Here is a 14,835-nt window from a genome sequence, read left to right on the forward strand (position 1 = left end):
TGTAAAATCAAAACTGAAGAATATGCCGCGTATCATCAAATCCGGGCTCATCCAGATGAGCCTCCCGAAGACAGAGGGTGAAGGCTCGATCGAAGAGATCAAGGAAGCCATGTTCCAGAAACACATTTCCTACATTGAAAAAGCGGGTGAGCAGGGTGTACAGATCCTGTGCCTGCAGGAAATCTTCAATACACCGTACTTCTGCCCGGGGCAGAACAAGGACTGGTATGCGTCGGCCGAGCCGGTGCCCGGGCCTACCACGAACCGACTCGCCGAGTATGCCAAGAAATACCAGATGGTGATCATCGCGCCGGTGTACGAGCGCGAGCAGGCCGGCGTGTTGTACAACACGGCTGCCGTCATCGACGCCGACGGCACGTACCTCGGTAAATACCGCAAGAACCACATCCCGCATACCTCGGGCTTCTGGGAGAAATTCTTCTTCAAGCCGGGCAACCTCGGCTACCCCGTATTCCAGACGCGTTATGCGAAAGTGGGTGTTTACATCTGCTACGACCGTCACTTTCCCGATGGCGCCCGCGTGCTGGGTCTTAACGGCGCGGAGATCGTATACAACCCGTCAGCAACGGTTGCCGGCCTGTCGCAATACCTCTGGAAGCTCGAGCAGCCGGCGCATGCCGCCGCCAACGGCTACTTCATGGGTTGCATTAACCGCGTAGGCGAGGAGAAACCCTGGAACCTCGGCAAGTTTTACGGCACCTCGTATTTCGTGGATCCCCGCGGCCAGATCCTGGCACAGGCCTCCGAAGACAACGACGAGCTCCTTGTTGCGGAATTTGATCTCGACATGATCGAGGAAGTGCGCTCCACCTGGCAGTTCTTCCGCGACCGTCGCCCGGAAACGTATGACAAACTCGTCGAGCTCTAATCCAATCGCTGATGTAGGATGTCTGATGTTAAATCCGAGATCAGACATCCGAGATCAGACATAAAAAACTGCTGTTTATGTCCCTAACAAACAATCGTCTCACTGCTGCCGAATACGAAGTGAACTTCGCGGATGTGCACCCGCCGTATGAGAACCGCGATGCGGCACTCGTGGATGCGAATCGTTGCCTTATGTGCTACGATGCGCCCTGCACCAAAAGCTGCCCGACGAGCATCGACATTCCAAAATTCATCAAGCAGATCACTACCGACAACGTGAAGGGCTCTGCGCATACGATCCTGCAAAGCAACATCATGGGAGCGGGCTGCTCGCGCGTTTGCCCCGTGGAGAAGCTGTGCGAAGGCTCCTGCGTGTACAACCTCCTCGACGAGGCCCCCATCCCGATCGCGAAGCTGCAGCGCTACTCCACCGAGATCGCCATGCAGAAAGGCTGGCAGCTCTTTACGCGCAAAGCCGATACCGGCCGCCGTGTAGCCGTTGTGGGCGCCGGCCCGGCGGGTCTTTCGTGTGCGCACATGCTGGCGCGCGAGGGCGTGCAGGTAACCATCTTTGAAAAAGAAGCAAAGGGCGGCGGCCTCATGACCTATGGCATCGCCGCTTATAAAGTAACCCCGGAGTTCTGCCAGGATGAAGTGGACTACATCACCTCCATCGGTGGCATCGACATCCGCTACGGGCAGGAGCTCGGCCGCGACTTTTCGATCACGCAGCTGAAGTCGGAGTACGACGCCGTATTCCTTGGCTTTGGTGTGGGTCTTGCGCGCCGGCTCGATGTGCCGGGCGAAGAGCTCGATGGCGTGGTGGATGCGATCTCGTTTATTTATCACCTGCGCACCAACGAGCTTGCAAAGACAGCCGTCGGCGACAAGGTGATCGTGATCGGTCTCGGAATGACGGCCATCGATGCGGCCACGCAGGCAAAGCGTCTTGGTGCCAAAGAGGTGACGATCGTGTACCGCCGCACGCAGGCCGAAATGCCCTGCACGCAGGTGGAGCTCGACCTCGCGCTTCTTGACGGCTGCAAGGTGATCTGGCTGGCCGCGCCCCGCGAGGTGCGTGGCGAGAACGGCAAGGTGACCGGTCTTGTCTGTACCGAGATGAAGCTGGGCGAGCCCGATGCCTCGGGACGCCGCGCGCCTGTTGCCTCGGGCAACGAGTTCTTCCTCGAAGCCGATATGATCATCAAGGCCGCGGGACAGATGCCCTTTACTTCGCTTGTCGAAGGCAGCGACCTGATCCACAGCAACGGCAAGCTGTCGGTGGCCGACAATGCCACGAGCATCGAGGGCGTTTTCGCCGGCGGTGATTGCGTCAACGGTGGCCGCGAGGTGGTGGATGCCGTGCAGGCCGGTAAAGACGGCGCCGCAGCCATCCTGAAACACATCGGCGTTGCCGTAGAAATACGGAAGGGCAGCGTCGTGAACACCGAGGAAGTCTTCTAACCGCAACTCCAAACTTCAAACTCCAAACTGACTTCTCATGGCCGATATTTCTGCAAATTTTTTGGGCATCAAGTCGCCCAACCCCTTCTGGCTCGCCTCGGCGCCGCCCACCGACAAGCAAATCAACGTGCTCCGCGCCTTTGAGGCCGGCTGGGGCGGCGTGGTGTGGAAGACGCTGGGCTCGCAGGTAAAGAACGTCTCCTCGCGCTATTCGGCTGTCAACTACGGCGGCAAGCGTGTGATGGGCTTCAACAACATCGAGCTTATTTCCGACCGACCCCTCGACCTTAACCTCCGCGAGATCCGCGAGTGCATCCGGCTCTTCCCGGACCGCGCCATGGTGGTGTCGCTGATGGCCGACAACGACCGCGACTCCTGGCACGAGCTCATTAAGAAGGTGGAGGACACCGGCGCCCACGGCCTCGAGCTCAACTTCGGCTGCCCCCACGGCATGACCGAGCGCGGCATGGGTGCTTCCGTAGGCCAGGATCCCGAAATTGCCCGCATGGTGGTGGAATGGGTAATGGAAAAAGCCACGATCCCCGTCATCACGAAGCTCACGCCCAACGTGCATTCCGTGGTTCCCACCGGCAAGGCCGTGGTGGAAGCGGGTACGAACGCGCTGTCGCTGATCAACACGATCCAATCCGTTACCGGCATCGACCTCGACACGTTCGTGCCGAACCCCTTCGTGGGTGGCAAGTCGGTGTTTGGCGGCTATTGCGGTCCGGCCGTAAAGCCGATCGCGCTGAAGTTCCTCACCACGATCAGCCAGAACCCTATCACGCAGCGTGTGCCCGTGTCGGGTATCGGCGGTGTGAGCACCTGGAAAGACGCGGTGGAGTTCATGCTCCTCGGCGCCAGCAACGTGCAGGTGTGCACGGCAGCCATGACGCATGGCTTCCGCATCATCGAAGACCTCTGCGAGGGCCTCAACAACTGGATGGATGAGAAAGGCTTTGCCACGATCTACGACTTCATCGGCAAGTCGGTGTCGACGATGACCCGCTGGGAAGAGCTCGATATCAACTACCACCACGTGGCCAACATCAACCAGGACAAGTGCATCCACTGCGGTCTGTGCTACATCACCTGCGAGGACACGTCGCACCAGGCGATCAACCTGGAATTCGGGAAGCCGTACAACACGTATTCGATCAAGAAGGATGATTGTGTAGGCTGTAACCTGTGCCAGCTTGTGTGCCCGGTGGATAGCTGTATCACGATGAAGGTGGAGCGCAAGGCGCCGGAGTACGTGAACTGGACCGACTACCAGCGACTCGGTCTTCCCCTGAACGATCACTGATCACGTAACTACGAATTCACGAAGCGATGCCTTAGGGCGTCGCTTTTTTTTATCTCATAGGCCTTCGATCCCTGCTTTGCATACGGAAAATGCGGCCGCAAGCGGCCTTCTCCGCGAAGGCAGGACGGCACGGCGGCGCAACGACAGGAGGGCGGGATAGGATGCCTGGTTCCTTTATTTCAGGGTCCGTCGTGTCGTTGTGGCGCCCTCCCTTGGTGCAAAACGGGCTGCCCGCAACCCCGCCAAAGTTTTCCACAACGCCTCTTTGAGCCCTCGGTACATCCCATTTCCCGGGCGCGAGCGGCCACCCGAAACGGTGGGGGACAGGTCCGGATTTCCAAAAAACGGCCGCCTTTTATTTGTTGACAAAAGTTGTGCACAAGCAGGGTGGGGCTGGGGAAAAAGTGGGAATTTTGTGGGTAACCTACCGTGATGCGGGTATAAGCGCCATTGGCCGGTGGATAAAGGGGTGCGTTGCCTGTGCATGATTATTTGTGCAATGGGAATAGCAGCACCCCAACGGCACTGCTATATTCGCTGACTGACATCGAATCATTATGGACCTAACCAACCTCAATAAAGACCGGAATTTCAAGAACCGACGTAAAACCCCGCTCGATCTCAGCACCATGGTTTACGGCAAAGTGCCGCCCCAGGCCAAAGACCTGGAGGATGCCGTACTGGGTGCCATCATGCTCGAAAAAGGCGCCTTCGACGCCGTGGTCGAGATCCTCAAGCCCGAATGCTTCTATGTAGACGCCAACCAGAAGATCTTCCGCGCCATGAAGAGCCTGGCCAACAAAAGCCAGCCGATCGACATCCTGACAGTGGTGGAAGAGCTCCGCTCGATGGAGGAACTCGAGGTGGTCGGCGGTCCGTATTATATCACCAAGCTCACGAACATGGTGGTGTCGGCGGCCAACGTCGAAGCCCACGCTCGGATCATCCTGCAGAAGTTCATCCAGCGCGAGCTCATCCGGATTTCGGGTGAGATCATCAGCGAAGCCTACGAAGACAGCGCCGACGTGTTCGACCTGCTCGACAAGGCCGAGGGAAAGATGTACGAGGTAACGTCCAACCACCTCAAGAACTCCTACGAATCGATCGATACCGTGCTGGTGAAAACGATCCAGCGCATCGAGGATCTCCGCCACCAGAACGCCGACATCACCGGGGTACCCAGCGGCTTCCCGACGCTCGACAAGGTGACCTACGGCTGGCAGAATACCGACCTTATCATCCTCGCAGCCCGTCCTGCCGTGGGTAAAACGGCCTTCGCCCTCAACCTCGCGCGCAATGCCGCCCTCGACCCGCGCAAGCAGACGCCGGTGGCCGTGTTCTCGCTCGAAATGGGCGCCGCGCAGCTCGTACAGCGTATCCTCTCGGCCGAGAGCGAGATCTTCCTCGAGAAGATCTCCCGCGGCAAACTCGAGGAGCACGAGATGAAGCAGCTGTATGCAAAAGGCATCCAGCGTCTCGCGCAGGCTCCCATCTTCATCGACGACACGCCGGCTCTCAACATCTTTGAATTGCGCGCCAAGTGTCGCCGCCTCAAGAATATCAACAATGTCGGCTTTATCATCATCGACTACCTGCAGCTGATGAGCGCCGGTGGCGACAACAAGAACTCCAACCGCGAACAGGAGATCTCCACGATCTCGCGCTCGCTGAAGGGCCTGGCGAAAGAACTCCAGGTGCCGATCATCGCGCTGTCGCAGTTGTCGCGTGAGGTGGAGAAGCGCAAGGACGGCAACAAGATGCCGCAGCTCTCCGACCTTCGCGAATCGGGTGCCATCGAACAGGATGCCGACATGGTGTGCTTTATCTACCGCCCGGAGTACTACGACGTGACGCAAAACGAGATGGGTGAAAGCAACAAAGGCGAGACGCATATCCGTATCGCCAAGCACCGGAACGGCTCGCTCGAAACGATCGTGCTCCGCGCGCGTCTGGAGATCCAGCGCTTCTACGACGACAACGGCGATGGCGGCTTCGGCGGCCCGCAGCTGCCCGGCAGCTGGAAGCCCGTGTCGGACAATGACGGCGGTGGCGGCGGTGCCCGCATGTTCATCCAGACCGGCTCCAAGATGAACCAGTTCAACGATGATGAGGATTCCCCGTTCTAACAACTAATTCAAAGGTCGAAAGTCAAAAGCCGCTTCTGCGGAGCGTTGTCTCAAAAGGACGTCGTTTATTGACTTTCGACCTTTTACATTTGCCGTCATGGCGCTTCCCTATTTTTTCGTGGCCGACCTGTCGGCTGCTGTCATTCAGCTCGACGAGCCTACCTCGAAGCATGTTGTTTCGGTGCTCCGCATGGAGCGTGGCGAGGAGCTCCTGCTCACCGATGGCAAAGGCAGCAAGGCCCGCTGCCGCATCGACGACGACAACCGCAAGCGTTGCGTTGTACGCGTGGTGGAACGTACCACCGAGGCGCCCCCACAGCCGCGCGTGACCATCGCCATTGGTCTGCTAAAGAACGTGTCGCGCTTCGAATGGTTTCTCGAGAAAGCTACGGAGATAGGCGTCAGCGAGATCATTCCCCTGCTGACGGCGCGCACCGAAAAGGAAAAGTTTCGCTCCGATCGCCTGCAAGGAATTCTGCAGGCCGCCATGCTGCAATCGCAGCAATGCTGGATGCCGCTGCTGCGCGAGCCGGTAGTTTTTCCCGAAGTGCTGAAGCAGGAAGGAACGCAGCGGTTTATTGCCCACTGCCTCGACACTGGTCGCCGCGAGCTGGCGGCTGTGTTGCAGCCCGGCACCGATCGCGTGCTGCTCATCGGGCCCGAGGGTGATTTCACGCCCAACGAAATCGAGGATGCGATCGCCGCGGGCTATGTGCCGGTAACGCTGGGTGATACAAGACTCCGCACCGAAACGGCCGGGATGGTGGGAAGCGTATTACTGCGTCTTCTCTAACTACCTACCCCCGACACCAAACCCCAAACTCCAAACTCCAAACTTCTTAATGGGCCGTATCGTCGATACGCTCCTCGCGTACATGGGGTCCCCGTAATTCTACGGGTTTCTTCATGCGCCGGCGCATCGTCATGTTGAGCAGCTCGACCCCGAAGGAGAAGGCCATGCCGAAGTAGATATAATTCTTGAGGTGCAGCTGCTCGGCTTTCTCGTGGTCCCAACCTTCGATCACGAGGCTGAGGCCGATCATGACCAGGAAGGAGAGGGCGAGCATCTTGAGCGTCGGGTGCTTTTGGATGAAGGCCGAGATCTTGGGCGAGAAAAGGAACATGACGGTCATGGCCACGACCACCGCGGCGATCATTACCTCTACGTGCTGGGCCGTGCCGCCCGCCGTGATGACGCTGTCGAAGCTGAAGACGGCGTCGATGAGCATGATCTGGACCACGGCCTTCCCGAGCGACAGGTAGTTGCCCGGCTTGAGCGTAGCTTCCGGGTCTTCGCCCTCGAGCTTGCCATGGATTTCCTTAACGGATTTATAGATGAGGAAGAGACCGCCGAGCAGCATCACCAGCGAGGATAGATCGAAGCCATGGGAGCCGATCGAAAACAGGTAGTGGCCCTGCTGGCTGAGGAGCCAGCTAAGACCGAGCAGCAGCAGGCTGCGGCTGATGATACCCGTGACCATCCAGGTACGGCGGGCCTTTTTCTTGTTGTCCTCGCTGACACGATTCAGGATGAGGCTAACGAAAATGACGTTGTCGATCCCCAGTACTACCTCTAGGATGGTCAGAATGAGAAAGCTGATAAGGCTCTGTACGGAAAAAAGGGCTTCGGTCATGGCTGCAAAGTAAGGGGAGATTCGGCGAATGGGGTGCTGGGAGAACGGGGTAATTCCGGTGATAAAGCCAGCTGTACAGCTTTGATCAGTATGGAGGAAAGATCAGTTTACTTCAGACCGGCGCAGATGTTTTTTGCAATCATCGGGCCCTCGTAAATGAAGCCCGTCCATACTTCCACGAGCCGCGCGCCCGCGTCCAGTTTATCCTGTGCATCGGCGGCGCTGAAGATGCCGCCCGAGCCGATGATCGGCAGTCGGCCTCCGGAACGTTTCGCAACATGGCGAAGCACGGCAGTGGAATGTTCGCGCAACGGGCGCCCGCTGAGGCCACCGGCGCCGATCGCGTCCAGTTCCGCAGCGCTGCTCTGCAAGCCCTCGCGGCTGATCGTTGTGTTGCTCACTACGAGCCCGTCGAGGCCGATCTCCAGCGCCAGGTCCACAACTTCATCAAGTTGCCCGGCACTGAGGTCGGGGGCGATCTTGAGCAGGAGAGGTAGCGGCTTCCCACTGCTGCTGTTCAGCTGTTGCAGTCGCGTCAGGATTCCGTGCAGCGCATCGCGCTCCTGCAGTGCACGCAGGCCGGGTGTATTGGGCGAACTTACATTCACCACGAAGAAATCCACGTAGGGATGCAGTGCCGAGAAGCAGGTGATGTAATCCTTCCAGGCGTCTTCGTTGGGCGTTGTTTTATTCTTGCCGATGTTGCCGCCAACGCTGAAGCTCCTGCGGCCGGCGACCGCCTCCTTTTTTCGCCATTTCTTTAGGCGTTCTGCCACTGCTTCCACCCCGTCGTTGTTGAAGCCCATCCGGTTGATGAGGGCGCCGTCCGCGGGCAGGCGGAAGAGGCGGGGCTTGTCGTTGCCGGCCTGGGGCTTTGGCGTGACGGTGCCGATCTCCACGAAGCCAAACCCAAGCACCTCGAGCTCGCGGAGGTAGCGGGCATTCTTGTCGAAGCCGGCGCCGAGGCCTACGGGATTCCGGAACTGCAGGCCCAGCGCCTGGACCGGCCGGTCCTGGGGGCGGAGGAGCCGGCGTAGCAGCGCCCGCAGCGGGGCCGCCGAACAAAGCACACGGAGGCTGTTCATGGCGAGGTAATGCGCCGTCTCGGCCTCCAGCAGGAAAAACAGTCGTCGAAGCAGCTTGTACATCGGGTGCGAAGTTCCAACATTCCGGCATTCCGCTCCCGGACATTTCTATTTGGTTGTTGATGCAACTAAATTGTTTCCTCCTTACTTTTAGGATTAAATCCCCTCTCATGCAGGAAGCATACATCGTAGCCGGATATCGTACCGCCGTAGGCAAGGCCAAGCGCGGCGGGTTCCGGTTTTACCGCCCCGACGATCTCGCCATCGAAGTCATCCGCAAGTTGCTGGAAGACGTGCCGGCGCTCGACAGGAAGCGGATCGATGATGTCATCGTAGGCAATGCCGTGCCCGAGGCCGAGCAGGGACTGCAGGTGGGGCGCATCATCGCGGCGCGCGCCGTCGGCTTCGACACACCGGGTATGGTGGTCAACCGCTACTGCGCCTCCGGCCTCGAAACGATCGCCATCGCAACGGCCAAGATCCGGATGGGGATGGCGGATTGCATCATTGCCGGCGGCACCGAAAGCATGAGCCTCGTGCCTACGGCCGGTTGGAAAACCGTACCCGCGTACAGCATCGCCAAAGACGATCCCGATTATTACCTGAGCATGGGCCTTACCGCGGAAGCCGTTGCGAAAGACTACGGCGTGACCCGCGAAGCGCAGGATGAATTTTCATACCACTCGCACCGCAAGGCGCTCGCGGCCATCGAAAAAGGCTACCTCCGGGAAGGTATCCTGCCGATCTCGGTGGAGGAGGTTTTTGTAAACGAAAAAGGAAAGCGGCAAACGCGCCAGTTCGTGGTCGATACCGACGAGGGACCGCGTGCCGATACATCGCCCGAGGCGCTCGCGAAGCTGAAGCCGGTATTCGCGGCCGGAGGAACCGTTACGGCGGGCAACTCCTCGCAAACGAGCGACGGTGCGGCCTTCGTGCTCGTGATGAGCGAGCGTATGGTGAAGGAGCTCGGTGTGACACCCATCGGGCGTCTCGTGGCCTGCGCTTCCGCGGGTGTGCATCCCCGTATCATGGGCATCGGTCCGGTAGCGGCCATACCAAAAGTGCTGGCGCAGGCCGGCATGAACCTGGGGCAGATCGATACGGTGGAACTGAACGAAGCCTTTGCATCGCAAGCGATCGCCGTCATCCGCGAAGCTGGTCTCGATCCCGAAAAAGTAAATCCCAATGGCGGCGCCATCGCACTGGGTCATCCGCTCGGCTGCACCGGCGCCAAGCTCACAATCCAGGTGCTCAACGACCTGAAGCGAAACAGCGGGAAATACGGCATGGTCACGGCTTGTGTGGGTGGCGGACAAGGTATAGCGGGCATCCTTGAGCGCTTTTGATCCCCCTTTTTTCACGACAACAGTTTCCGGGAAAGAAAAGCGGCCTGGGTATTTTTACGGAACTTAAACCGGTTTTTACGCCATTTCACCGAAGGCGTCCAAAGGCCACTTTTTTTTACTCATATTTGCAGCGCAGAGCTGTTATAAACCAATTCTACAACGGTGGCCGAAACCAAACTTGTTCTCTACGCCGACGACGATACCGATGACCGCACCTGGGTGTCTGAGGCGCTGCGCATCGTTGGCGCCGGCCTGGAACTCCGCTTCGTTGAAAATGGCCGCCAGGTTCTCGAATACCTCCGCAAAGAATCTTCCCGTCGGCCCTCGCTGATCGTGCTCGACCTGAACATGCCCGAGATGGACGGCCGGCAAACCTTACAGCAGCTGAAGCGCGACCCACTTTATAAAGACATTCCCGTAGCCATCGTCACCACTTCCAACAACAAGCTGGATCGCGATGTGTGCCAGCGACTCGGTGCGGCCCTCTACCTCACGAAGCCCGACACGCACTCGGAATGGCAAAGCGTCATCCGGCAGCTTGCTCCCATCACGACCTGAACCCGGCAGACGCATTAACAAGCCATTGACCCAAAATGATCTGCATCTGGGTTGCAAAAACATATTTTTGCGTAAAGTCCGGTTCATGAGATATCTCTTTGGCTTCCTAGTTGCAGCGCTTCCTTTGTTTGCAGGCGCGCAGCCCCGTACCCTTACCCTAAGCGGGCGTATCACCGACGCCACCGACGGCAGCCCGATCCCGGGCGCATCCGTTTATTTTTCCGATTCGCATACCGGCACGTCCGCCGACAGCAACGGCTACTACCAGTTCCGGCTGCCTGCGGGTCACTACCTGGCGGAGGTGAGTTCCTCCGGCTATACACCCATCGTCGTACACTTCGACCTGAAGGAAGCCAGCCGCCAGGATTTCCGGTTGCGCCCCTCCGTTATCGAGAACCGTGGTGTCATCGTTACCGGCGTGGCCTCATCCACCAGCAACCGCAACACACCTGTTCTGGTGACGCTGATCCGCAAAACGCAGTTGCTGGAAAACCCATCGACCAATATCATCGACGCACTGGCCAAGCAACCCGGCATTGCGCAGGTGAGCACCGGCCCTGCGATCTCCAAGCCCGTGATCCGCGGTCTTGGCTACAACCGGGTAGTGGTGATGAACGACGGCCAGCGGCAGGAAGGGCAGCAGTGGGGCGACGAGCATGGTATCGAGGTCGACGAGCTTAGCGTGAACCGCGTGGAGATCCTGAAAGGCGCGTCATCGCTGATGTATGGCTCCGACGCCATCGCCGGCGTGGTGCATCTTATCAGCAACGTGCCGGTGCCCGAGGGAACGGTGCGTGGCAATGCATTCGCGGGCTACCAGACCAACAACGGGCAGGCAGGCTTTCACGTGGATCTTGCCGGCAACCAGCACGGCTTCAGCTGGAGCGGCTACGGCAGCTATAAGTCGGCCGCCGACTACCGCAACCGGTACGACGGGCGCGTGCTCAATTCGCGGTTTAACGAGCGCAACTTCGGCGGCTATATCGGGCTGAACAAAGACTGGGGCTACAGCCATCTCATCGTATCCAGTTTCAACCAGAACCTAGGGCTCGTGGAAGGACTCCGCGATCCGCAGACCGGCCAGTTCCTCATCTACCCGGAAAGCCCGCTGGAGCGGGTTGCCACGGAGCCGGAGCTCTCGTCGCGCAAGCTGACAACACCGTATCAGAACGTGCAGCACTACCGCATCGTCAGCGATAACTCCTTCCGCACGGGGCACAGCCGCCTGCGCCTCAACCTCGGCTACCAGCAGAATATCCGCCGCGAGTTCGGCAATGCCGAAGCACCCGGTGTTGCTGCGCTGCACTTCGACCTGCGTACCCTCAGCTACAACCTGCAATGGCATCTTCAGGAATTAAAAGGCTGGCAGCCGACGCTGGGCGTAAGCGGGATGTACCAGCAAAACCGCAACCGCGGCGAAGAGGTCATTATTCCCGAATACAACCTGTTTGACGCAGGAGCCTTTATCTATGTGCAGAAAACGATTGCCAAGGCCGTTCTTTCCGGCGGACTTCGCTACGACCACCGCACGCTCGAGTCGCTGCCGCTGAGCCAGGGTGGGCAGTCGAAGTTCGATGCGTTTACGCGCGGCTTCGGCAATCTGTCGGGCAGCCTCGGCGTGAGCTATACGCCCGACAGCCGCTATACCCTACGGCTCAACGTAGCCCGCGGCTTCCGCGCACCAACGTTGTCGGAGCTCGCCAGCAACGGTGCCCACGAGGGAACGAACCGCTACGAGTACGGCCAGCGCAGCCTCGGCTCCGAGCGCAGCTGGCAGGTCGACGCGGGCGTGGAAGCCGACTATGACCACATCTCCTATTCGGCCAGCGTTTTTTACAACCGCATCAACGGCTATATCTATTACCAGCGTCTCCAGGGCGTCAGCGGCGCCGACTCCATCGTGACGATCGACGGGAACGACCTCGAGGCTTTCCAGTACGGGCAGCACGACGCAAGTCTCGCCGGCTTCGAGCTGTCGACCGACATTCACCCGCACCCGCTCGACTGGCTGCACCTGCAAAATTCCTTTTCGTATGTCCGTGGCCGCTTCAATGAGGCCGTCGGTGGTTCGGACAACCTGCCATCGATCCCGGCAGCGCACCTGGTGAACGAGCTGCGGGTGACCCTTCCGAAGTCGGGCAAGCGCTTTCATGGCCTTTATGCGCGTGTTGAGCTGGACAACAGCTTCCGCCAGGTCCACTTCTTTTCCTCCTACAATACCGAAACGAGCACCAATGGTTACTCGCTGCTCAACGCGGGTATTGGCGGCGATGTAGTGTCGAAGGGCCGCACGCTTTTCAGCCTGCATGTTTCCGGCAACAACCTCACGGATGTTGCGTACCAAAGCCACCTGAGCCGCCTCAAGTACACCGATGTAAATGCCGTTACGGGACGCCGAGGTGTATTCAACATGGGGCGTAACTTTTCGGTGAAGCTGAATGTGCCGCTGGCGTGGAAGACAAAATAGGTTTTGGGTTTTACGTTTTAGGTTCGCTGTTGTTGCGAAGGCGTAACGGCACTGGGTTTCATAAAAAAACGTTCGGGCTTCCCGAACGTTTTTTTTATTGAACCTAAAACCTGAAAGTAAAACGTAAAACCTAAAACGCAAACCGTTTAGGCCTTGGCCAGGATCTTCCGCTCGCCGATCTGTTGGCGCCACATAGCGTAGTACAAACCTTTCTCGGTGAGCAGCTCGTCGTGCGTGCCGGTTTCAACCACAACGCCTTTTTCGAGCACGTAAATGCGGTCGGCATGCATGATGGTGGAGAGGCGGTGGGCGATAAGGATCGTGATCTGCTCGCGAAGCGAGGATAGCTCGCGTATCGTTTCGGAAATTTCTTCCTCGGTGATGGAGTCGAGCGCGGAGGTAGCCTCGTCGAAGAGGAGCAGGCGCGGCTTGCGGAGCAGTGCCCGCGCGATCGAGAGGCGCTGCTTCTCGCCGCCCGACAGCTTCAGGCCGCCTTCGCCGATCATGGTATCGATGCCTTTTTCGGCCCGCGACAGCAGGTTGTTGCAGGAAGCTTTTGTCAGCGCATCCTCGAGGTCGGCTTCCGTTGCTTCGGGGTTTACAAACAGCAGGTTCTCGCGGATGGTGCCCGCGAAGAGCTGCGTATCCTGCGTTACAAACCCGATCTGGTTGCGGAGGTCGTCGAACTCGATGCTATTCTCGTCGAGGCCGTTGTAATAGATGGCGCCGTCGAGCGGGCGGTAAAGGCCCACCAACAATTTCATCAGCGTACTCTTGCCCGATCCGGAGGGACCCACAAAGGCGATCGTCTCCCCATTATGTGCCCGGAAAGAAATACCGTCGATGGCCTTATGCTGGGCGGTGCGGTGCTGGAAGGTGACGTTGCGAAACTCGAGCTCGCGGATGGGACCCAGGTGCTGCGGGTGCGCCGGGCGACGCTCCACATCTTTTTTCAGGAGCGACTGGAAGTTGTTGAGCGATGCTTCGGCTTCGCGGTACGACACGATGATCGACCCGATGTCCTGCAGCGGCCCGAAGATGAAGAACGAAAAGATCTGCATGGTCGCCAGCTGGAAAGCGGGCATCTGGTGGCGGAACACGAGCCACATCAGCATGAAGAGGATCACCTGACGCAGCGTATTTACAAAGGTGCCCTGCACGAAGGAGATGGAGCGGATGCGTTTCACCTTTGTGATCTCGAGACCGAGGATGCGGTACGTATTCTTGTTGAGACGCGCTACTTCCTGGTTGGTGAGGCCAAGGCTTTTCACCAGCTCGATGTTGCGCAGCGATTCGGTGGTGGTGCCTGCCAGCTGCGTTGTTTGCGCCACGATCGACTTCTGGATCGTCTTCACTTTTTTGCTCAACAGGTTGGAGATGACGATGAGCAGCGCGATGCCACCGAAATAAACGATCGGCAGCATCGGCGTAATCCGCGCGGCGAAAATGGCCACGAACACGATGCCCACCAGCACGGTGAACAGGATGTTGACGAAGTTGGAGATAAAGCGTTCGGTGTCGGTGCGCACCTTTTGCAGGATGGAAAGCGTTTCACCCGAGCGCTGGTCTTCGAATTCGGCATAGGGCAGCTGCATCGAGTGCCGCAGGCCGTCGGTAAACACCTTGGCGCCGAATTTCTGGATCACCACCTGGAGGAAGTAGTCCTGGAAGTTCTTCGCGATACGGCTCATCATCGCCACGCCGATGGAGGCGAGCAGCAGCAATACAACCCCGCGGCTTCCTGGCTGGCCCCAGAGGAAGTCCTTGAGCGGCATGGCCTTGTTGGTGCCCTCGGGCCACGCTGCGAAGGCCAGCTTGATGAGGCGCCCGAAGATGATCGGGTCGCAGAGCGAAAAGCCGATGTTGACGGCCGCCAGCAGCAGGGTGAGGGCAACCATCCATTTATAGGGTTTGAGGTAAGAGATCAGGAGTTTCATAGAATAAAGATAGCAGCGGTGCAG

At 58.7% G+C, this 14,835-nt stretch carries 11 protein-coding genes; 8 read left to right on the top strand and 3 right to left on the bottom strand.

Annotation, left to right across the window (positions count from 1 at the left end; all coding sequences use genetic code 11):
- Positions 1–22 precede the first annotated feature (22 nt).
- The 5 genes from ACYU7Z_RS15900 to ACYU7Z_RS15920 all read left to right on the top strand — a co-directional run bounded on the left by ACYU7Z_RS15900 (position 23) and on the right by ACYU7Z_RS15920 (position 6,577).
- The gene (locus ACYU7Z_RS15900; RefSeq protein WP_460572245.1) at positions 23–889 is read left to right on the top strand and encodes a carbon-nitrogen hydrolase family protein; all 867 of its coding nucleotides are present in this window, start codon (positions 23–25) and stop codon (positions 887–889) included.
- Between the two features lie 77 nt (positions 890–966).
- On the top strand, positions 967–2,352 hold the full coding sequence (locus tag ACYU7Z_RS15905) for an NAD(P)-dependent oxidoreductase (RefSeq protein ID WP_460572247.1): 1,386 nt from the start codon (positions 967–969) through the stop codon (positions 2,350–2,352).
- 37 nt (positions 2,353–2,389) lie between these two features.
- Complete coding sequence (gene preA / locus ACYU7Z_RS15910) at positions 2,390–3,658, top strand: NAD-dependent dihydropyrimidine dehydrogenase subunit PreA (RefSeq protein ID WP_460572249.1); 1,269 nt, start codon at positions 2,390–2,392, stop codon at positions 3,656–3,658.
- A 557-nt stretch (positions 3,659–4,215) separates the two neighbouring features.
- Positions 4,216–5,784 carry a replicative DNA helicase gene (gene dnaB / locus ACYU7Z_RS15915; protein ID WP_460572251.1) on the top strand — a complete coding sequence of 523 codons (1,569 nt, stop codon included), beginning with the start codon at positions 4,216–4,218 and terminating at the stop codon, positions 5,782–5,784.
- A 97-nt stretch (positions 5,785–5,881) separates the two neighbouring features.
- Complete coding sequence (locus ACYU7Z_RS15920; protein WP_460572253.1) at positions 5,882–6,577, top strand: RsmE family RNA methyltransferase; 696 nt, start codon at positions 5,882–5,884, stop codon at positions 6,575–6,577.
- 46 nt (positions 6,578–6,623) lie between these two features.
- Here ACYU7Z_RS15920 and ACYU7Z_RS15925 read toward each other — a convergent pair whose 3' ends face one another.
- Together ACYU7Z_RS15925 and ACYU7Z_RS15930 are read right to left on the bottom strand one after the other, a co-directional pair.
- Positions 6,624–7,418 carry a TerC family protein gene (locus ACYU7Z_RS15925; RefSeq protein ID WP_460572255.1) on the bottom strand — a complete coding sequence of 265 codons (795 nt, stop codon included), beginning with the start codon at positions 7,416–7,418 and terminating at the stop codon, positions 6,624–6,626.
- Between the two features lie 107 nt (positions 7,419–7,525).
- Positions 7,526–8,566, bottom strand: a complete 1,041-nt coding sequence (locus tag ACYU7Z_RS15930; protein WP_460572257.1) for a dihydroorotate dehydrogenase — start codon at positions 8,564–8,566, stop codon at positions 7,526–7,528.
- A 107-nt stretch (positions 8,567–8,673) separates the two neighbouring features.
- Between ACYU7Z_RS15930 and ACYU7Z_RS15935 the strand changes: the two genes are divergently transcribed.
- The 3 genes from ACYU7Z_RS15935 to ACYU7Z_RS15945 all read left to right on the top strand — a co-directional run bounded on the left by ACYU7Z_RS15935 (position 8,674) and on the right by ACYU7Z_RS15945 (position 12,874).
- On the top strand, positions 8,674–9,849 hold the full coding sequence (locus ACYU7Z_RS15935; protein WP_460572259.1) for an acetyl-CoA C-acetyltransferase: 1,176 nt from the start codon (positions 8,674–8,676) through the stop codon (positions 9,847–9,849).
- A gap of 162 nt (positions 9,850–10,011) precedes the next feature.
- Entirely contained in the window at positions 10,012–10,407 is a 396-nt protein-coding gene (locus ACYU7Z_RS15940) for a response regulator (RefSeq protein ID WP_460572261.1), read from the top strand.
- A gap of 85 nt (positions 10,408–10,492) precedes the next feature.
- Positions 10,493–12,874 (top strand): TonB-dependent receptor, encoded by a 2,382-nt coding sequence (locus tag ACYU7Z_RS15945; RefSeq protein WP_460572263.1) that lies wholly within the window; start codon positions 10,493–10,495, stop codon positions 12,872–12,874.
- Positions 12,875–13,020: 146 nt separating this feature from the next.
- On the opposite strand, the gene ACYU7Z_RS15950 is transcribed toward ACYU7Z_RS15945, so the two are convergent.
- Positions 13,021–14,811 (bottom strand): ABC transporter ATP-binding protein, encoded by a 1,791-nt coding sequence (locus tag ACYU7Z_RS15950; RefSeq protein ID WP_460572265.1) that lies wholly within the window; start codon positions 14,809–14,811, stop codon positions 13,021–13,023.
- Between the last annotated feature and the right edge of the window lie 24 nt (positions 14,812–14,835).

It is taken from the genome of Flaviaestuariibacter terrae (genome assembly GCF_054777635.1).

Coding starts and splice junctions, on each gene's coding strand:
- ACYU7Z_RS15900 (WP_460572245.1), top strand. CDS start 23: ATGCCGCGTATCATCAAATCCGGGCTCATCCAGATGAGCCTCCCGAAG.
- ACYU7Z_RS15905 (WP_460572247.1), top strand. CDS start 967: ATGTCCCTAACAAACAATCGTCTCACTGCTGCCGAATACGAAGTGAAC.
- preA (WP_460572249.1), top strand. CDS start 2,390: ATGGCCGATATTTCTGCAAATTTTTTGGGCATCAAGTCGCCCAACCCC.
- dnaB (WP_460572251.1), top strand. CDS start 4,216: ATGGACCTAACCAACCTCAATAAAGACCGGAATTTCAAGAACCGACGT.
- ACYU7Z_RS15920 (WP_460572253.1), top strand. CDS start 5,882: ATGGCGCTTCCCTATTTTTTCGTGGCCGACCTGTCGGCTGCTGTCATT.
- ACYU7Z_RS15925 (WP_460572255.1), bottom strand. CDS start 7,418: ATGACCGAAGCCCTTTTTTCCGTACAGAGCCTTATCAGCTTTCTCATT.
- ACYU7Z_RS15930 (WP_460572257.1), bottom strand. CDS start 8,566: ATGTACAAGCTGCTTCGACGACTGTTTTTCCTGCTGGAGGCCGAGACG.
- ACYU7Z_RS15935 (WP_460572259.1), top strand. CDS start 8,674: ATGCAGGAAGCATACATCGTAGCCGGATATCGTACCGCCGTAGGCAAG.
- ACYU7Z_RS15945 (WP_460572263.1), top strand. CDS start 10,493: ATGAGATATCTCTTTGGCTTCCTAGTTGCAGCGCTTCCTTTGTTTGCA.
- ACYU7Z_RS15950 (WP_460572265.1), bottom strand. CDS start 14,811: ATGAAACTCCTGATCTCTTACCTCAAACCCTATAAATGGATGGTTGCC.